Origin of the sequence: Flagellimonas lutimaris, assembly GCF_003581615.1 — a bacterium.
Lineage (GTDB): Bacteria > Bacteroidota > Bacteroidia > Flavobacteriales > Flavobacteriaceae > Flagellimonas > Flagellimonas lutimaris.
On the sequence record NZ_QXFH01000070.1, the window covers coordinates 863,486 to 882,976 of the forward strand.

The 19,491-nt window shown below is 39.7% G+C and carries 18 protein-coding genes; 11 read left to right on the forward strand and 7 right to left on the reverse strand.

Annotated elements, in window-relative coordinates:
• The first annotated feature begins 170 nt into the window (after window positions 1–170).
• Window positions 171–2,015, forward strand: coding sequence for a CBS domain-containing protein (locus tag D2V08_RS08330; RefSeq protein WP_119607571.1), 1,845 nt, complete (start codon window positions 171–173; stop codon window positions 2,013–2,015).
• A gap of 2 nt (window positions 2,016–2,017) precedes the next feature.
• Entirely contained in the window at window positions 2,018–3,220 is a 1,203-nt protein-coding gene (locus tag D2V08_RS08335; protein ID WP_119607572.1) for a succinylglutamate desuccinylase/aspartoacylase family protein, read from the forward strand.
• 47 nt (window positions 3,221–3,267) lie between these two features.
• Here the strand turns inward: D2V08_RS08335 and D2V08_RS08340 are convergent, their stop codons facing one another.
• From D2V08_RS08340 to D2V08_RS08350, 3 genes are all read right to left on the reverse strand, one after another.
• A complete protein-coding gene (locus tag D2V08_RS08340; protein ID WP_119607573.1) occupies window positions 3,268–3,999 on the reverse strand; it encodes an energy transducer TonB in 732 nt (243 codons plus the stop codon).
• Window positions 4,000–4,111: 112 nt separating this feature from the next.
• The gene (locus tag D2V08_RS08345; protein WP_119607574.1) at window positions 4,112–4,825 is read right to left on the reverse strand and encodes a DUF2490 domain-containing protein; all 714 of its coding nucleotides are present in this window, start codon (window positions 4,823–4,825) and stop codon (window positions 4,112–4,114) included.
• 111 nt (window positions 4,826–4,936) lie between these two features.
• A complete protein-coding gene (locus D2V08_RS08350; protein ID WP_119607575.1) occupies window positions 4,937–5,899 on the reverse strand; it encodes an ROK family protein in 963 nt (320 codons plus the stop codon).
• 195 nt (window positions 5,900–6,094) lie between these two features.
• On the opposite strand from D2V08_RS08350, the gene D2V08_RS08355 reads away from it, so the two are divergent.
• The 6 genes from D2V08_RS08355 (at window position 6,095) to D2V08_RS08380 (ending at window position 12,760) form a co-directional block, all read left to right on the forward strand.
• A complete protein-coding gene (locus D2V08_RS08355; protein WP_119607576.1) occupies window positions 6,095–6,886 on the forward strand; it encodes a universal stress protein in 792 nt (263 codons plus the stop codon).
• 16 nt (window positions 6,887–6,902) lie between these two features.
• Window positions 6,903–8,738: an SLC13 family permease gene (locus tag D2V08_RS08360; protein ID WP_119607577.1), complete on the forward strand. Its 1,836-nt coding sequence runs from the start codon at window positions 6,903–6,905 to the stop codon at window positions 8,736–8,738.
• A gap of 18 nt (window positions 8,739–8,756) precedes the next feature.
• Window positions 8,757–10,373 (forward strand): phosphoenolpyruvate carboxykinase (ATP), encoded by a 1,617-nt coding sequence (gene pckA, locus D2V08_RS08365; protein ID WP_119607578.1) that lies wholly within the window; start codon window positions 8,757–8,759, stop codon window positions 10,371–10,373.
• Between the two features lie 11 nt (window positions 10,374–10,384).
• Window positions 10,385–11,704 carry an ATP-dependent 6-phosphofructokinase gene (locus tag D2V08_RS08370; protein ID WP_119607579.1) on the forward strand — a complete coding sequence of 440 codons (1,320 nt, stop codon included), beginning with the start codon at window positions 10,385–10,387 and terminating at the stop codon, window positions 11,702–11,704.
• 81 nt (window positions 11,705–11,785) lie between these two features.
• Window positions 11,786–12,085 carry an HPF/RaiA family ribosome-associated protein gene (locus D2V08_RS08375; protein WP_119607580.1) on the forward strand — a complete coding sequence of 100 codons (300 nt, stop codon included), beginning with the start codon at window positions 11,786–11,788 and terminating at the stop codon, window positions 12,083–12,085.
• 48 nt (window positions 12,086–12,133) lie between these two features.
• The gene (locus tag D2V08_RS08380) at window positions 12,134–12,760 is read left to right on the forward strand and encodes a hypothetical protein (RefSeq protein WP_119607754.1); all 627 of its coding nucleotides are present in this window, start codon (window positions 12,134–12,136) and stop codon (window positions 12,758–12,760) included.
• Here D2V08_RS08380 and D2V08_RS17305 read toward each other — a convergent pair.
• From D2V08_RS17305 to D2V08_RS08390, 3 genes are all read right to left on the reverse strand, one after another.
• Entirely contained in the window at window positions 12,757–12,906 is a 150-nt protein-coding gene (locus D2V08_RS17305) for a hypothetical protein (protein ID WP_182835504.1), read from the reverse strand. The genes D2V08_RS08380 and D2V08_RS17305 overlap by 4 nt on opposite strands.
• Before the next feature lie 114 nt (window positions 12,907–13,020).
• Window positions 13,021–14,403 carry a sugar porter family MFS transporter gene (locus D2V08_RS08385; protein ID WP_119607581.1) on the reverse strand — a complete coding sequence of 461 codons (1,383 nt, stop codon included), beginning with the start codon at window positions 14,401–14,403 and terminating at the stop codon, window positions 13,021–13,023.
• Between the two features lie 32 nt (window positions 14,404–14,435).
• A complete protein-coding gene (locus D2V08_RS08390) occupies window positions 14,436–15,680 on the reverse strand; it encodes a 3-deoxy-D-manno-octulosonic acid transferase (RefSeq protein WP_313790101.1) in 1,245 nt (414 codons plus the stop codon).
• Between the two features lie 80 nt (window positions 15,681–15,760).
• On the opposite strand from D2V08_RS08390, the gene D2V08_RS08395 reads away from it, so the two are divergent.
• From D2V08_RS08395 to D2V08_RS08405, 3 genes are read left to right on the forward strand one after another with little or no spacing between them, the layout of a single operon-like run.
• Window positions 15,761–16,915, forward strand: coding sequence for a DegT/DnrJ/EryC1/StrS family aminotransferase (locus D2V08_RS08395; protein ID WP_119607582.1), 1,155 nt, complete (start codon window positions 15,761–15,763; stop codon window positions 16,913–16,915).
• A 3-nt stretch (window positions 16,916–16,918) separates the two neighbouring features.
• Window positions 16,919–17,941, forward strand: coding sequence for a UDP-glucose 4-epimerase GalE (galE, locus tag D2V08_RS08400; RefSeq protein ID WP_119607583.1), 1,023 nt, complete (start codon window positions 16,919–16,921; stop codon window positions 17,939–17,941).
• Between the two features lie 35 nt (window positions 17,942–17,976).
• Complete coding sequence (locus tag D2V08_RS08405; protein ID WP_119607584.1) at window positions 17,977–18,333, forward strand: hypothetical protein; 357 nt, start codon at window positions 17,977–17,979, stop codon at window positions 18,331–18,333.
• Window positions 18,334–18,340: 7 nt separating this feature from the next.
• Here the strand turns inward: D2V08_RS08405 and D2V08_RS08410 are convergent, their stop codons facing one another.
• Window positions 18,341–19,441, reverse strand: a complete 1,101-nt coding sequence (locus D2V08_RS08410; protein ID WP_119607585.1) for an acyltransferase family protein — start codon at window positions 19,439–19,441, stop codon at window positions 18,341–18,343.
• Between the last annotated feature and the right edge of the window lie 50 nt (window positions 19,442–19,491).

Consider the following 19,491-nt stretch of genomic DNA (forward strand, 5'->3'; position numbering starts at 1 on the left):
TTCATTATAGTTCAAAATTACTTTTGATAGCCTGCAAAAAACATGATAATTGTCAGTGTTGCGATGTAAAAAGAATCGGACTCTAATTATGTGCCTGATGAGTATCATGTTTTTCGTGTTGCCGACATCGTATCTTTAAATGATTTTGACTTGCTCTTAAATTTAATTCTATGGGAGAACATATCAAGAAAAGCTCATTTGGAGAAGAGGAACGGAAAGTTTTTGTACAACATCTTATCGATGATATCCAAGCCTTGGAGTACATGATCAAAGAGGGATTGGTAGAGGACGATATTGTCCGTATTGGTGCCGAACAAGAAATGTGTTTGATAAGGGATGATTACAGACCATCACCAAACTCATTGGACATATTAAAGGATGTTGACGATTCCCATTTTACCACCGAGTTTGCCACGTATAATATTGAAGCCAACCTTGACCCTTATACTTTGGAAAAAGATTGCTTTACAACCATGGAGCAACAATTAAGAGGATTGTTGGGCAAGGTGAAAAAGTCCGCCGATAAATACAATTCCAAGGTTATATTGACAGGGATACTTCCCACGATCAGCAAGGATGAGCTTGGTATGGATTTTATGACACCAATCCCCAGATATTATAGAATCAATGAAGTTTTAACAGCATGGAGAGGTGATGATTTTACAGTGAGAATCAAAGGTGCCGATGAACTATCACTTCACCATGATTCTGTACTGTTTGAAGCTTGTAATACCAGTTTTCAGCTCCATTTACAAATACCCCCAAAAGATTTTATCAAAAGCTATAATTGGGCCCAGGCTATTTCCGGACCAGTATTGGGAGTTTGTTGTAACTCTCCGCTCCTTTTGGGAAAAGAATTATGGAGAGAAACCCGGATAGCTTTGTTCCAGCAAAGTTTGGATACACGGGTTTGGACAAAAGCGGTAAAGGAGCAGGTGGCTAGAGTGGGTTTTGGTGAATCCTGGCAAAAGGATTCTGTAGCCGAGATTTTTAAGAAGGATATTTCAACCCATCGAATTTTGCTGACCAAACCCATTGAAAATAACTCTTTGGACCTTTTACAGCAAGGAAAAATACCAAAGCTTGAAGCATTAAGTCTGTTCAATAGCACTGTATATCGATGGAATCGACCATGCTATGGAGTTGGGAATGGGAAGCCCCATTTAAGAATTGAAAATCGATATATCCCATCTGGTCCAACCGTTATTGATGAAATGGCCAATTTTGCCTTTTGGGTTGGCCTTATGGCCGGAAGACCAAAGAAGTACGATGATATGTCCAATATTATGGATTTTAAGATGGCCAAACTCAATTTTATCAGAGCCGCCATGAGTGGAAGACATACTGTATTTTCTTGGATGGACAAAACCATGACTGTAAAAAAAATGATCACAGATGAACTCTTGCCGATAGCATACAATGGATTGCGAAAATTTAATATTGATGAAGATGACATCAATAGGTTATTAGGGGTAATCGAGGACAGAATCAAAAATGGTACAGGTGCCGAGTGGCAAATCAAAAATTTTAGGGAACTTAAAAAACAGATGAAACAGGACAGTGCAATTGTACAACTAACCAAGGCAATGCACAATAACCAAGAGAGCGACGTTCCCGTTCATCAATGGAAGCCTATAAAGGGTATGGCCAAAACTAAGGAATCGTTCCATTGGGTAAGACAGATTATGTCAACAAAACTATTGAAGCTATATGAGGATGATTATGCCAACTTGGCTATAGCTATTATGCAGTGGAACAACATTCACCACATACCCGTAGAAAACGGAAAGGGGGAGTTGGTTGGCTTGCTTACATGGAGCCATATCGAAAAGTTTGAAAAATTGGACAAAAAAGAAGCTAGGGTATCTGATATTATGGTTAAAGATGTTATAACTGTGGAGCCCAGAACAGAAATAGAAACCGCCCAAAAAATAATGGAAGAACACCAAATAGGATGTTTGCCGGTATGTGTGGATACCCATACGGTTGGAATCATCAGTAAAGTAGATTTATAGCCATGTCTTTAGTTCACAGCATAGCATTGGATGAAACCTTGGAAGTTGATCGGGTAATCGATTATATAAAGGGCGAAAAAGGCGGACCCACGGTGGTTTTCTTTGGTGGTGTCCACGGGAATGAGACAGCTGGTGTTTTTGCTTTAAAAGATGTGTTTGAGGAGATTAGGTCCAAGAAAATACCGGTAAATGGTAAAGTATATGCTATTTCTGGAAATTTGGGAGCCTTAGAAAGCAAGCAGCGATTTCAACATGAGGATTTGAATAGAATTTGGTTTCAGGAAAGGATTGAGCGCATTGTCCATAACAGGGAAATTAAGCATAATGAAGAGGAGGAGCTGAGCCAATTATTCCGTATGCTACATAATATACTGGATACAGGTGCCCCTCCGTTCTATTTCATGGATCTTCATACTACATCGAGCGATACGTCTCCTTTTATGGTTCTCAACGATAGCTTGTTGAACCGTAAATATGCGTCTAACTATCCTTTGCCCATTATATTGGGAATAGAAGAATATTTAAAGGGTGCCTTGTTGAGCTATATCAATGAGTTGGGTTATGTTTCCCTAGGTTTTGAAAGCGGACAGCACGATGATGACGAGGCGGTGGAAAATTGTATTGAATTTATTCGCTATACTTTGGCGTTGACTCAATCTGTGAATGTTTCGGAAGAAAAACAGCGACAGCTAAAGGATGCAATTTCCAACTCCAGTTCTGCTCCCCATAAATTTTATGAAATATACCATCAGCATGATATTGGTCCAAAAAGCAATTTTAAAATGTTCCCGGGATTTATAAATTTTCAAATAGTTCCAAAAGGTGGGAACTTGGCTCTTGTTGATGGTGTTCAGTTAAAAACAACAAAGAAGCGACAAATTTTTATGCCACTCTACCAGGATCAAGGGAATGAAGGCTTTTACTTCATACGTCCAATACCTAAACTGTCATTATGGTTGTCAAAGGAATTAAGAAGGTTTAAAGTAGATCATCTTTTAGTCAAACTGCCCGGGGTTGAATGGGGAGATGATGAGAAGGATACTTTGGTGGTGGACCAACGGGTCGCCCGCTTTTTTGCCAAGTCCTTTCTGCACTTATTGGGTTACAGGGCAAGAAGATTTGACAGATCCCACTTAATAGCCAAGAACAGGGAGAGTGCTTCTAAGTTCGAGGAGTATAAGGATACAATTTGGATCAATAAATAAAAAAGGCCCAAGTTAATTCTTGGACCTTTTTCTTAAATTGGATAATGTTAATTGTTTGCCATTACAAAATTGATTGGAATACTGTATTTGACACTTACGGGTTTTCCGCGTTGTTCCCCTGGTTTTACCTCTGGTAAAGAAGCTATAATGCGCACGGCTTCTTTTTCCAATAGTTTATCGGGGCCTCTTTTTTGTATATTGCTTACATGCCCTTTGGAATCTATTACAAACTGCAAGTAAACTCTGCCTGTTATACCCATTTCTAAAGCAGATGCGGGGTATTTAAAGTTCTTCTTAATATGTTCCTGCACTTTTTTGTTAAAACATTCCTTGCGCTCTGCTTGGGTTTGTAAGTCTTCACATCCAGGGAAAACAGGTACATATTCAATCACCGCAAAAGGAACTACTACATCTTCTTCGACCTCTGCCACATTAACATCTTCAATACTTACAACGGCATCTTCAATGAAGGTTTCTTGGCTGCTCTCGGTACTTTCGATTACAGTTTCTTCCACGTCGTCCACATCTTCCACAATTTCAATTACATCGGGAGCCGATGGGGGTGGAGGTGGTGGGGCAGTTCGTATCATTTCCGTGATGGGTACATCTTCCTTAAGCTCATCGGTTACTTGTACGACTTCTGAAACTTTGGATTCCTCTTCATAGAACTTTACTTCGAATGATTGCCATGTCATGAACAATACCGAAGTTAGTCCTATCATGAAATAAAGACTGCTATTGCGTCCAATTTCGGCGTTTGGGTTCTTTTTTGGTTTCATGACTTTTACTATTTAACTAGGTTAAAGGTAACTTTGTTGAAAATCAAAAAATATGATAATAATCAGGTTTGTATATAGATGGAAACATATTAGTTATGAATGACTTATGTTTTTAATCAGAGTTTTGGGCCAAATCATTTTTGGTGAGATCAATATTGAAGGAAAGACTTAACCGGATCATATCTTCACTGGAATTTCTAAACTTTCGATTAAAGTATCCGATGTCTGCTTTTAAACTTGGTGTGATTTGGCGTCCCACCCCTACAAAGATTCTATTTTGATTAAAAACATTGCCCTCTACATTAAGAAAGACCTCATCAAAAGCCTTAAAATAAACATCTTTATATATAGGCCTTTTAAATTGAAGGCGATACCTAATTCTATTGTTAACCTTAGGGTCTTCTGTATTGATCAGTCTTCGGTTTTCCAATCGTAACCGATGTGCTATTGAATTATCATTAAACTTGGATTTTAAAGTGTATTCTCCATAAATCCAAAATTGGTTGGTATTGATTACATCGTTTGGTTCCAGATAAGAGTTCGAGTTGAGCAAGGCAAAACCACCTGTAAAGGAAGAGGCTTTGCTAATGCGATAGGAAGCCCCTGTCCTGAAAAAGAAAAAACCATATCTGTCCAACATATGGTGATGTCGAATGATTCCTACCGTAGGTATGCTCCAATCTTCATGAAGTTTCGTAGTGCCGCACAGCGCCAACCAAGAACCGTATTCGTTTTCATCAGAATTTTGGGTATGAAGAGGTTGGACAAAAAGGACTGAAAATACTATGGAACAAAGCAATCCAGTAAAATACTTTGCATACCCCATAATCTATGGTTTTGGATTGTTGGAGTACAAAGTTTTTCATTAAAATGAATGGTAGAGTATGATACTTGTCATAGGCTAACCTTTTTTTTGAGAAAACAAGGTGTTTTGCACCTATTTTTTCTTTTTATCTTCCCAGATTAGGGCCGCTGCACCACAAATAGCAGCCGTTTTGCCGTGCATACTTGAGTGTATAAGCTTTACTTTTCCTTTGTATACATCCAAAAGAAAACCATTAAAATACTTTTCTAAAGGCGTCATGATCCATTTGCCGCTATTGGTAAGTCCGCCCATTAAAATAAAAGCTTCGGGTTGCGTAAAAGCTGTAAAGTTGGCTAACGCCTGTGCCATTATACGGGCGGTATAATCAAAGGCCTTTAAGGCGATTTCGTCACCTTCTTCTGCGGCTTGGGTAATGTCCTCGCCATGGAGGTCGTTATAAGCGATGTCTCTGAACCTACTCTCCACCAAATATTTGCTCTGCATGTACATAACAGTCCGTTTTAACCCGGTGGCGGATACATAGGCCTCTAATCCTCCTTTTACCCCAAGTCCTGTTAACCTGCCGTCTCCAATGGTCATATCTACATGGCCCAATTCCCCCGCAAAACCATCAAATCCATCTATGAGTTGCCCATTGGCCACAATTCCTGCCCCAAAACCGGTACCTAAGGTCACTACAATAAAATCGGTCATACCCTTTGCCCCTCCAAAGAGCATTTCGCCCAATGCAGCTGCACTGGCATCGTTCATAATGCGAATGGGCATGTCCATCCTTTGTTTTAAAAGCTTAACCAAGGGTACACTTCCTTTCCAAGCTAAATTGCTTGCACTTTCAATAGTGCCATTTTTGCTAGAGGCATTGGGTGCCCCGATGCCACACCCAATAATGTTGGCGCCTTCTCCAAACTGTGCTATAAGCTCATCACAAGTAGATTTTACTTTATCCAGATAGGCATCCAGGTTTGGATATTCTTTGGTTCTAAAAAATGTTTTTTCATAGCATTCACCATGTTCATCAACCAACCCAATTTTGGTTTTGGTTCCTCCGATATCTATGCCAATTACTAAATCCATATTTGATGTTGCATTATTTTACTGATTTTAAATATAGCCATTATGATATCAAAAAAATAACTTGTTAGACTTTTATAAGGGCGGATTTTTTGCTAATATCATAGAAAAGTTGGGAAATCTGACTTCTGTCATGTTTTACGTCAAGGGTCGATTCTACTTTTGGATAGATAATTAAAACCGATAATTAAAATAGGTATGAGCAGTTTAAATAAAATATTAATTCCTTTTGATTTTTCAGAGGCATCCATCAATGCCTTGGAATATGTGGTCAATTTCGTGGGAACAGGACGTTCCATAGGTATTTTGGGCCTTTATGTGGGTACTATGCCCATAAGTGAAACGGATAATGAAAAGTTGGAAAAGGATTTTTCCAAAGTGATGAATTCTTTTGATGTGAAATTGAAAGTTGCTCCGGAATTTACTACGGATACAGGTGAAGTGATTAGTACCATTCTGTCGGCCCAAGAAAAGAGCAATGCAGATTTGATCATGATGGGGACCATGGGCGATAAAATTACGGATGAAGCGATTACCAACACTTCACAATTGGTTTTGAAAGCCAATTGCCCTGTAATATCAGTTCCTTATGGAACAAGTATTAAGGAACCCAAAAATATTGCTTTGGTAATGGGTGGCGAAAAAATCGATGATAAAGAGGTTTTGGAAACTCTATTGGATATCGCACGTACTTTTGATGCGCGCGTCCATGCCCTGACCATTTACAAAGATTCCATTTATGATGAGGAGGCCATTAAGGAGTCGAATGAAAATCTGTTGGAATACTATTTGGAACATTTTTATGAAGACCACTCTTTTAGTAAAAATGATGATGTGGAACAGGGAATATTGAATTATATTACTGAGAAAAACATTGACATGTTAACCATATTGCCACGAAACCATACGGAAAAGAGTGAGCCATCTGAAGGTCGATTGACCAAACTTTTGACCTTGCACTCGGAGATTCCAGTATTGGCCCTGGACTAAACTTTTACCTCTAAGCATGCTGCCACTGCTGATTATTTTAGGTATTACCATTATTTTATTTGTTTGGGGGAAGTTTCCTCCCGATGTAGTAGCCCTTATAGCTATGCTCTCTCTTTTTCTAACTGGGATATTGAATCTCAGTGAGACTTTAGCTGGATTTAGCAATCCGACGGTTATCATGATAGCCGCTTTATTTATTATTGGTGAAGGGCTTTCCAGGACAGGATGGACTGCCATGGCTGGACAATTTTTTGTAAAATGGGCACGAAGAAATGTGTCACGTTTATTGGTCATTGTAACATTAGGATCCAGTTTGCTTTCCGGTTTTGTGAGTAATACAGGTACCGTGGCCGCATTGCTTCCCGTTACGGTCACTGCTGCCTGGAATGCGGGCACACTGCCGTCTAAATTATTGATTCCCGTGGCTTTTGGCTCAAATACGGGAGGTTTGCTAACATTAACTGGTACGCCACCCAATATTATTGTGAGCAACGCTTTGGTCGAGAATGGGTTTGCAGGTTTTTCGTTCTTTGAATTTGGATTGATTGGAGTGCCACTTCTTATCATTTCCGTTCTTTATTTTAGGTATGTTGGCTACAAGTTATTGCCTACACATAGGACAAACAATAAGCCGATGGCCATTGATCAAGAAATGCATAAATGGATAGAGAATTACAGTATTGGTGATAATCTGTATCGATTGCGTATTAGGTCCATGTCGCAATTGATCAATACCAAAATAGGAGACTGGAATTTTGAGGGGGAACATAGAGTTTCCGTTATGCGTTTAAAACGTAGACATCCTAACAAACTTCACAGAATTCCACAATTTGTAGAAATGCCCGGGTTGGATACCGAAATGCGCTATCACGACATTATTACAGTGAAAGGCAAGCCAGAAGATGTGGATAAACTTGTACTAAAGTTTCACTTGGGGGTTATACCGCTAAAACCTGAAAAGGACATGCTCAAAAAAGAGCTTATCAACCAAGAGGTGGGTATGGCAGAGATGCTCATTACCCCTAAATCCGTTTTTGTGGGCAAGACCATTAATTTGGGACATTATCTGAGACAGGCGGGAGTACAACTTTTAGCAGTATCAAGAGACAACGCCCCGCTGACAGGTAAGATAAAGATTAAAGCAGGTGATGCCTTCGTGATTCGCGGACAATGGGAAAATATTATAGCACTGAAATCCATGTACGAAAACTTGGTTATTTCAGGTAGTCCAGAAGCATTGGCCAAAAATGTGGACCAATTGACCACTAGAAGTTATATTGCTTTGGGAACTTTGGTGTTGATGATTCTGCTTTTGGTATTCAATATTTTGCCAGGTGCAATTGCAGCACTTGTTTGTGCCGGAATTATGATGTTGACGGGCTGTGTGCCCATTTCCAAAGCCTACAAAGGAATCAGTTGGACAAGCGTTGTTATGATTGCAGCCATGATTCCAATGGGACTGGCATTGCAAAAAACGGGTGTGGCACAATTGGCGGCCAATAGTTTGGTGAATACATTGGGAAGTATACATCCGGTAGCATTGTTGGCAGGTATATTTTTATTGACAGCAGCCTTTAGTCAAACCATTAACAACTCGGCAACAGCAGTATTAATGGCTCCAATTGCGGTAATGGCATCGATGACCTTAGGGGTCTCGCCAAAACCATTTATGATTGCAGTGGCCGTAAGCGCCTCTACGGCATTTTTAACTCCTGTAGGAACCACAACCAATGCCATGGTAATGGCAGCAGGAGGGTATAAATTTATTGATTATGTAAAAGTAGGTGGGCCTTTGCTCCTGCTTTTCTTTATAGCAACATTAGTATTGGTTCCATGGATATGGAGCTTCTAACCATCAAAAATCACTGATATGACCACAATCAAAGACTTAAGCAAGTATGGATTGAAAAATGTCCAAGCACAATGGAATCTCGATGCCGAGACTTTACAAAAACTAACACTGGAAAAAGACATGGGGGTCGAAACCGAAAACGGGACCCTTTGTGTAAATACAGGAAAGTTCACAGGAAGATCTCCAAAGGACCGATTTTTAGTAAAGGATGACTATACCAAAGATAAAATTTGGTGGGGTAGGATCAACAAACCTGTTTCGCCGGAGAATTTCGATAAACTTTATGATGAAGTGACGAATTACCTAGACGGTAAGGAAGTTTTCGTAAGGGATGCCTACGTATGTGCCGACCCAAAATATAGAATGAACGTGAGGACTATTACAGAATATCCATGGTCCAATTACTTCATTAAAAACATGTTTTTAAGGTTGGACGAGAGTGAATTGGAAAATTTTGAAGAAGAGTGGCTGGTATTGTGTGCTCCAGGTTATGAAGCCCAAAATCCATCTGAATATGGCATATTGAGCGGAAATTTTTCTATTCTCAATTTCACCAAAAAAATTGCGTTGGTAGCTGGTTCTGCCTATACCGGAGAAATGAAAAAAGGTATTTTCTCTGCTCTTAACCTTATCCTTCCAACCGAAAAAGAAGTTCTTCCAATGCACTGCTCCGCGAATGTTGGAGAGGATGGAGATACTGCTATTTTCTTTGGACTATCAGGAACGGGAAAAACCACCTTGTCGGCAGATCCAGACAGAAAGTTGATTGGTGACGATGAACATGGGTGGACCAAGGAAGACACTATTTTTAATTTTGAAGGAGGATGTTACGCCAAGGTAATTGATCTTACCGAAGAAAAAGAACCCGATATTTACCGGGCTATCCGACCCGGGGCATTGTTGGAAAATGTAGTGTTTAAGGAAGGAACAAAGGAAGTGGATTATTTTGATAGTTCCATTACCCAAAACACAAGGGTGAGTTATCCTATTTTTCATATCGACAATATTCAAGAACCTTCTTATGCATCAAACCCTAAAAATATCTTTTTCTTAACTTGTGATGCATTTGGGGTGTTGCCTCCGGTATCCAAATTGACGCCCGGCCAAGCAGCTTACCATTTTATCTCTGGTTATACGGCCAAGGTTGCTGGAACAGAAGCTGGTATAACTGAGCCCGTTCCATCGTTCTCTGCGTGTTTTGGAGAACCATTTATGCCTTTGCACCCAACCGTTTATGCTGAAATGTTGAGCGAAAAAATGAAAGCTTCAGGTGTTAATGTTTGGTTGATCAATACTGGATGGAGTGGAGGACCTTATGGAGTAGGGTCCAGAATCAAGCTTAAATATACAAGAGCGATGATATCTGCCATTCTTGAGGGCAAACTGGACGATGTAGATTTTGATACGCATCCAATATTTGGCCTATTTATGCCAAAATATTGTCCAGGCGTTCCAACGGAAATTTTGGATCCGATGAATACTTGGTTACAAAAAGGAGCTTATGTGAGCAAAGCGATACAATTGGCACACTCGTTCCACATCAACTTTGACAAGTTTGCAAGTCAAGCTTCAGAAGAAATTATGAATGGAGGTCCACTGATCGATTCGCATCACAGTTTGACTGAACATCTTTAAGAATAAATATAGTGAACGACAGAAATAGATTTTATATAGAAAGCTTAGGGGCGCCTAAATTTAAGTCGCCCCTAGAGCTAAGTACACTAAAAGGGGATCACATATTCGATTTTATCAGGGAATCTGATAAGTTGGTTTTTGATCTCTCCATGGAGCATTACCAACATTGTTTAGAAAAAGGCGAGGAGCCACTTTGTTTGGAGAAAGCGGGCCCAAGGCAAGACCTATTTTTTGATTCCGAAAATACAACCGCAGCAATTGTTACTTGTGGAGGGTTATGCCCTGGAATCAACAATGTGATTCGAGGTTTGGTTATGGCTTTGCACTATTTCTATGGGGTCAAGAAAATTATTGGGGTTCCCTATGGTTATGAAGGCCTTAATCCTGAGAAGGGCCATGAACTTGTAAAATTGACACCGGAAAAAGTAAAGGATATCCATCAATTCGGAGGTACTTATTTAGGCTCCTCCCGAGGTGCGCAGGATGTTTCTGTAATGGTCGATACACTGCAAGATAATAAGGTGGATATGCTATTTGCCATTGGAGGTGATGGAACTTTGAAAGGCGTAAACGCTTTGGGAGAGGAGATTTCCAAGAGGAATGCCAAAATCAGTGTAGTGGGAATCCCAAAAACAATTGATAACGATATTGATTTGATAGATGAATCTTTTGGTTTTGAAACCGCTTTTGATGTTGCCAGCCCCATTATACGCGATGCACACAACGAGGCAACTGGAGCCTACAATGGAATTTCCATTATCAAATTAATGGGAAGGGATAGTGGTTTTATTGCCGCTTCGGCCGCTTTGGCCATGCCCGTTGTAAATTTTGTCCTGATTCCGGAAATGGATTTTTCTCTTGATGGTGAAGAAGGTTTTTTAAAGGTGTTGGAAAAACGTCTGCAAAAGAAAAAACACGCAGTTATTGTTGTCGCAGAAGGCGCTGGACAACAGCTCTTTAAAGACAGAAAAATTGTTAAAGATGCATCTGGAAATATTCAGCATGAGGATATCGGGGTTTTTCTAAAGGAGAAAATCGCCGAATATTTTAAGGGTAAAAGCCCGGTGACCATAAAATATATCGATCCAAGTTATATTGTGAGATGTGCCCCGGCAAACTCCAGTGATAGTGTATTTTGTAGTAGGTTGGCCTATCAAGCAGTACATGGTGCCATGGCAGGGAAAACTAAATTTGTTGCCAGTAGGGTGAACAATCGTTATGTGTATGTGCCTATTTCCGAAGTCACTAAAAAGAGGAAAAAAATAGAACTGGAAGGAGAGTTTTGGTTCTCAGTTTTACAAAGTACGGGGCAACCCTTCTCTTTGGGATAAATAGGTGAAATTTAAACTGACAATTGTCATTAAATTTTATCTTTAGTAGTTATAGATTTGACTATAATCAAAACAATAATCATGGAAGTACATGTTCAATATCAAAAAATGATGACTAGTGAATCATTAACCGAATTGTTAATGAAAAAGCTCGAAGGTTTAGAAAATAAGTACAACTGGTTGATCAAGGCCAATGTACTTTTTAAAACAGAGAATGATAAATCCGGAGATGGCAAGATTTGTGAAATCGAACTTAGTGCTCCAGGTCCAAGAATCTTTGCCAAGTCCGATACGGATGATTTTGAAAAGTCCATGTCCAAGACCATAGAGGATTTGAGAAGGCAGCTTGAGAAAAGACAAGCTACATTTTCCACACATTAAAAGATAAACAAGATCTATACTGTGCATCAATCAAAAAAAAACATAGTGATGAAATCAAAATTAATAGCCATAAGCATGATACTCCTTATGGGGTGTTCCTCGACCAGATTGGTAAGTACCTGGAAGAACCCAGATATAGTGCTCTTTGATGCTTACCAAGTGCTCGTTGTGGGTATGGTACAAGACGACAATGCCCGAATGGAGTATGAGACCAAGTTTGTGGAAGCCTTGAAAGAACAAGGTGTGGATGCGGTGCGCAGTATGGATCTTTTTGATGTGGAATTCACTACCTCAGAACGATCTGAAGAGGAATTGGAAGAAGTAGAGCAACAACTATTGGATAAGGGGTTTGATGCTATTTTGTTCACCAAGGTTGTGGGTACTGAAAATCGAAGGACATTTAAGGAGCATATAAATGATGTGGACAAAATGTTCATGAGGTTTACCAACGATTATTTGGAGCACCAAGAGATTTACTACGACCCCGAATACTACGACACATTTAACATATACCACTCAGAGACTTCGCTCTATTGTATATGTGTTGGAAAGGAAATAGAGTTGATTTGGAGAGGAGAGGTCGATGTTACAGAGCCTGCCAATGTAAACAAGGCCATAAACTCCTATATCAAGCTGGTTACAAAATCAATGGGAGAAGAAGATGTGATTTTCTAGGAAGAGAGACCAATGGCTTCCAATACACCTAAAAGGTCTAAAGCAATTAAAACGGGAATTGCTATTAATATCACGATCAATATAAAAACCATGACCCGTAAAAAACCGACCATGAGTTTGTTCCCAATGCTAATTTCATCCGCCATAATAGTGTAATTTCTATCAATTTACGGAATTATTTGCGCATTCACTATAAAACTAGATACACTATTCGACTAAAGGATGTGTTTTTGGCATGTACTGTAAACCAATTAATTTGATTATTCTTTTTTTCTACTGAGTAGTTTACCCAGCTCTTCCAAAGAGATTCCTTTGGTCTCTGGCATCATAAAAATCACCCATAATAATTGGAGTACCATCATAACCGCAAAAAAGATAAAGATAGGCCATGGGTTATCTTTAAAAATTCCTATTTCAGCATCTAAAAAAGTAGGGGTCAGTAAAGTAATTAAAGCGGCGAAAACCCAATGTGTTCCTGTCCCCCATGACTGCCCATAGGAACGGACCTTATTCGGAAATATTTCAGAGATAAAAACCCATATCACTGCACCTTGTCCAATAGCATGGGAGGCAATAAAAATCAAAATAAAGGTAAGAAGTAACACTGAGCTGGCCCCTGAATAAAAACACCAACCCACCATGGCCAAACTTACAATGTAGCCAATGGAACCAATGTACATTAATTGTTTTCTTCCCAGTTTGTCAATCAGGGAAATTCCCACAAAGGTGAAAATCAAATTAATTACCCCGATGGATATGGAGCTGAAGAGTGATTCGCCAGAAGCAAGGCCGGCACGTTCCAAGATTTCCGGGGCATAGTATAGTACAAAGTTAATTCCTGATAGCTGATTGAAAAAGGCAATCAAAAAGGCCAACATCAAGGGCTTGTTATATTTTCCCGAGAACAAGCTTTCTTTCTTCTTTTCAGTAGTATCAAACAGAGCAACTTTTATTTGTTCTAGATGAACCGAAGCCTTGTCTTTTGCAATCCCAAGTAGCGTAATGGATTCTATCACAATAGCATCTGCATGGTTCTTCATCAACAACCACCGTGGACTGTTAGGTATCTTAAACACCATAATGGTGTAAATCAAAGCTGGAAGCCCCTCAATGCCCAGCATCCAACGCCAAGCGATGTTCTCATCAAATATAATCCCAATAAGATAATTGGAGATGAAGGCAATCAAAATCCCAAAAACAATATTGAACTGGTACATGGCCGTTAGCCTACCCCGTGTTTGGGCGGTTGAAATTTCGGAGATATAAACTGGTGCAGCAACTGAGGAAGCTCCTACACCAACCCCTCCAATAAATCTAAAAAGTGAAAAACTAAAAGGTTCGGGAGCAAAAGCCGAACCCAGGGCAGATGCAAAATAAAGAACTCCTATCCAGAACAAGGTTTTTTTTCTTCCCAAACGATCAGTGGGAATACCACCGAAAAGCGAACCCAAAACTGTACCCCAAAGTGCCATGGACATAATAAAAATGCCGTGGAAGGTGAAGATGGAATCGCCCAAAAACCAATTGGTGTCCCATATTTCTTTTATGGGTTGGTTGGCACCTGAGATTACAACGGTATCAAACCCAAACAAAAAGCCCGCTAGGGCCGCTGTCAATGAAATCCTAAAAATACGCTTGTCCATGCTGGATGAATTTTGCTAAAGCTAACCAAAATTTAGATAATCTTGGAAATATGCTGCATAATCAAATTGGCAGCACCTCGATTGGAATTGATATAGTTTGAGTTGATTTCTCCGATATTTTTGATGGAAACGGGGTTGTCTAGTAGTTCGCTCATCAAATTGTTAAAACTACCTTGACTGGAAATAGGTATTATGCCACCCTCTTTAACAAGGTCCTTTGCTTCCTTGAATCCTTCAAATTGAGGTCCGATGATGATAGGGATTCCAAAAACTGCAGGTTCCATGGTGTTGTGCAGACCTGTAGCAAAACCACCGCCCACATAGGCGATATTGGCGTAACTGTAAATTTTGGTCAGCAAACCAATCGTATCTACAACAAGTATATCGAACTCCTTTAAATTTTGACTTCCTATTTCGGAATATAGAATGGTTCTTTTTTGCAGGGCAGAGGTAATCTTTTCAATATGGGCAGGTTTTATTTCGTGGGGAGCAATCACAAACTTCATCTTTTCTTTGGTATTGTTGATATGGTTGATGAGTAACTCCTCGTCCTCAGGCCATGTACTTCCGGCGACTAAACAAAGTTGATTGTTTTTAAAACGGTTCATGAAATCCAATTGATTGTTTCGTTTCAAAATTTCAGAAACTCGATCTAATCTAGTGTCACCACCAATTGTTGCGTTATTGAAACCAATCGATTCCAAAAGCTTTTTGGATTTTTCATCTTGAACAAAGAAATGGGAAAATGTATCCAGACTCTTTCGCATAAACCTGCCATAGGATTTAAAATAAATCTGTCTTTTGGAAAAAATGGCAGATACCAAAATAGTTGGAATCTTTCTTTTTTTGAGGTGATAGAGGTAATTGGGCCATACCTCATACTTTACAAAAATGGCCAACTCTGGGTTGATGAGGTTTAAAAAACGCTTCACTTTGGAATTGCTATCCATGGGAAGATATACCACCACATCAGCAACTGTTGTATTCTTTTTTACCTCATAACCCGAAGGTGAAAAAAAACTCAGGACAAGTTTGTGTTCAGGGTACTTTGTCCGTAATCTTTCCAAAATGGGTAGCCCCTGCTCAAATTCGCCCAAAGAGGCCACATGCACCCAGATTGATTTACTGTTCGAAGCGATTTTCTCTTTCAATATGGGAAAGGAGTTCTTCCGACCTTTTACGAACAATTTTATCTTGGCATTAAAAAGCGCAACCACTTTTAGGCCAACCCAAGCAATGTTAATCAGAATGTTGTAAAGAAAACGCAACGGCATCATTTTTCGCTAAAATACATTCTTTCGGTCAGAGACCATTATGGCATCTTAATTTCTTAATTTTGACGTATTAATTTATTCGGATGAAAAAAATACAGATGGTTGACCTAAAAGGTCAATATGAAGGTATAAAAACCGAGATCAATGAGGCAATTTCAGAAATCTTGGATTCTTCAGCATTTATAAATGGTCCGCATGTAAAGGCTTTTCAAAATGAATTGGAAGAGTATTTGGGTGTAAAACATGTAATTCCGTGTGCCAACGGAACCGACGCTCTTCAAATATGCATGATGGGTCTTGGGCTAGAGCCTGGTGATGAAGTGATCACTGCCGATTTTACCTTTGCTGCCACAGTTGAGGTGATAGCTCTTTTAAACCTTACTCCTGTGCTAGTAGATGTGGAACCGGACACTTTTAATATTGATGTAAAAGCTATTGAAAAGGCGATTACTCCCAAAACAAAGGCTATTGTGCCCGTACACTTATTTGGACAATGTGCCAATATGGACGAGATTATGGCATTGGCGAAAAAGCATGATCTATACGTAATTGAAGATAATGCGCAGGCCATTGGTGGGTCTTACTATTCCAAAGATGGTACAAAACAAAAAGCAGGGACTATTGGCCATGTTGGTGCAACATCGTTCTTCCCATCAAAGAACTTGGGTTGTTATGGAGATGGCGGGGCCATTTTTACCAATGATGATGACTTGGCCCATATCATCCGAGGTGTCGTTAATCATGGAATGTACGAAAGGTATTATCATGATGTGGTTGGAGTGAACTCCCGTTTGGACTCCATCCAAGCTGCTGTTTTGAGAGCGAAACTACCTAAACTAGATTTTTATAATCAAAAGCGTTGGGAAGCTGCTTCAAAATACTCCAAAGCATTTAAAGGGCAAGAACATATCGTCGTGCCAAAAATATCGTGTGGATGCGAAATTGAAAAAAGTGTTTGCGATTGTCATGTGTTCCATCAATATACGTTACGAATCACCAATGATAAACGAGATGGTCTGGTGCAACATCTGAACGATAATAGCGTTCCTTGTGGAGTGTATTATCCAGTTCCGTTGCATAAGCAGAAAGCCTATGCGGACGACCGTTACAATGAAGATGATTTTCCTGTGACCAATCAGTTAGTGAAAGAGGTGATTTCACTTCCGATGCATACGGAGTTGGATGATGAGCAAATTAAATTTATCACAGAACTGGTAATCGACTTCGTAAATAAATAATAAATGAAAATACTGGTAACAGGTGGTCTCGGATTTATTGGGTCCCATACAGTTGTTGAATTGCAAAATGAGGGATTTGAAGTAGTAGTTGTGGATAATCTTTCCAATTCATCCATTGATGTTTTGGATGGCATTAAATCAATCACTGGTAAAAAACCCATTTTTGAAGAATTTGACTTACGTGAAAAACCAAAGGTCCAAGCATTTTTCCAAAAGCACGATGATATTGCAGGTGTAATCCATTTTGCTGCATCCAAAGCGGTTGGTGAAAGTGTGGAAAAACCATTGCAGTATTACGAGAACAACCTTGGAGTGTTGGTGTATATTCTTCAAGAATTAAAGAAAAAAGGAGAGGCGAGCTTTATCTTTAGCAGTTCGTGCACAGTATATGGGCAAGCTGATACAATGCCGATTACCGAAGCGGCCCCTGTAAAACCTGCGGAGTCGCCTTATGGTAACACCAAGCAGGTGGGCGAAGAGATTATTCGGGATACCTGCAAAGTAAATCAAGATTTGAATGCAATCGCTTTGCGATACTTTAACCCTATCGGGGCCCACCCTTCCGGAAAAATAGGAGAGCTTCCTATTGGAGTCCCACAAAACTTGGTTCCCTTTATTACCCAAACAGGTATTGGTCTACGTGAGCAACTTTCGGTTTTCGGAGATGACTATCCTACGGATGATGGTACCTGTATTCGGGATTATATCCATGTGGTTGACTTGGCCAAGGCCCATGTTGCCGCTTTGCAACGACTTTTGGCAAGTAAGAATGAAACCAACTATGAAGTTTTCAATTTAGGAACAGGCAAGGGGAGTTCCGTGCTGGAAGTGATTCAGAGTTTTGAACGCGTTTCAGGTAAAAAGTTGAATTATAAAATCGTGGACAGACGACCTGGTGACATTGTTCAAGCTTATGCTGATACGAAAAAAGCAAATGAGGTTTTGGGTTGGAAGGCAAAATCCAGCTTGGACGATGCTATGAAATCTGCATGGGAGTGGGAGAAAATTGTTAGAAGTTCAAGTTAAAAAATCTCAAATTGAATTTGTAACGTAAATAGAGTATGCTATCCAACTTTAATACTAGCTTGGAGTTGTTGGAGACTGTTCAGCAAGAGCAACTCTATCAAAAATTATTGCATCAACTTAAAAAGGATTTTGAGTTGGCCAATGTACCCATCAATATTCCTTTGGACATTACTCCCGAGCAACTTAAAAGTACCATCCACGAAAAAATCTATTACTTGATCGCGGAAAAGTTTCCTGAGTACCTCAACCTATTATATGTTGTGGATATTTCGGAGAAAGAAGTTAAAAAGATAGCTCCGTCCGATGTCGTTGATATTTCGGCAGAGGTATCCTTTTTATTATTGAAAAGGGAATGGCAAAAAGTTTGGTACAAGGCCAAATACAGTAACTGACCTTTGGTCAGACTTTCACGTAAATACCTTTTTTGTCCATAATATAACCCACTAGCCAACAAGAAAGGACAATCCACAGCGCAAATAGCAAAGAGCCCATATAACCGCCAGACCACGAGATAAAAACGTTGTCGGCTATCCATCGGTAAAGGGATTCCCCGTCAATATCCACTGCAAAAAGGGTTATGACAAATACCTCTGACAGTAGATAAATAAATAAGGTGTTTTTACCGAACACTTCAAAAAAGTAACTCCAGCTTTTTGCTTTTTTCATATCCAGAACATAGATAAGTGTAGCTATGGCAAAAAGGTCGATTCCGCAGGTGAGTAACACAAAGGAACTGGTCCAAAGTTTTTTGTTGATGGGCAATATAAGGTCCCATGCCAAGCCTGCAAAGACCAGGGCAAATCCAACCATCATCAATTTGGCGACGGTTTCAAAATTTTGACCGTTGTTCTGAATGAATCGACCAGCCAAGTATCCAATAATCACATTAACAATGGCAGGAAGGGTGCTCAGCAAACCTTCTGGGTCAAAAGCAACGCCCTCCCCATGGTACATATGGTTGGGGCCAATGAGCCATTCATCAAGTTTTAGTACAGCATTCCCCGTTAGGGTAAGGTCGCCAAAACCAATTAAAATAAGGTGATAGCCTACTAAAAAAGCAATACTGAGCCAAATGGCAGTTTTGGTCTTCACAAAGTGAAGAATTATGGAGGCGAACATATAACAAAGTGCAATACGTTGCAAAACCCCAAAAACCCGGGTTTCTGAAAAAGGTTTTAACTGTCCGTCATCAAAAAAGGGATACCAGTACATTAAAAAGCCCAGTAAAAATATAATAGCTGTGCGCTTTAACACCTTTTTGAAAACTGCAGATTGCCCCATGCTTTCATACTTTTTCATACTGAAGCTCATGGAATTTCCCACAACAAACAAAAAAGTGGGGAAAACTAGGTCGGTGAGCGTAAAACCATTCCACTCTGCATGGAGCAAGGGCGAAAATGTGGTTGAACCTCGGCCTGGAGAGTTAACAATGATCATTAAGGCGACATCCAACCCCCTGAAAACATCTAAGGAGAGGTATCTATTTTTAAGTTTGGACATGTTTGGTCGGTTTAACTGGTGGTTCAAGTTAAATTATTTTTAGTTTCCTC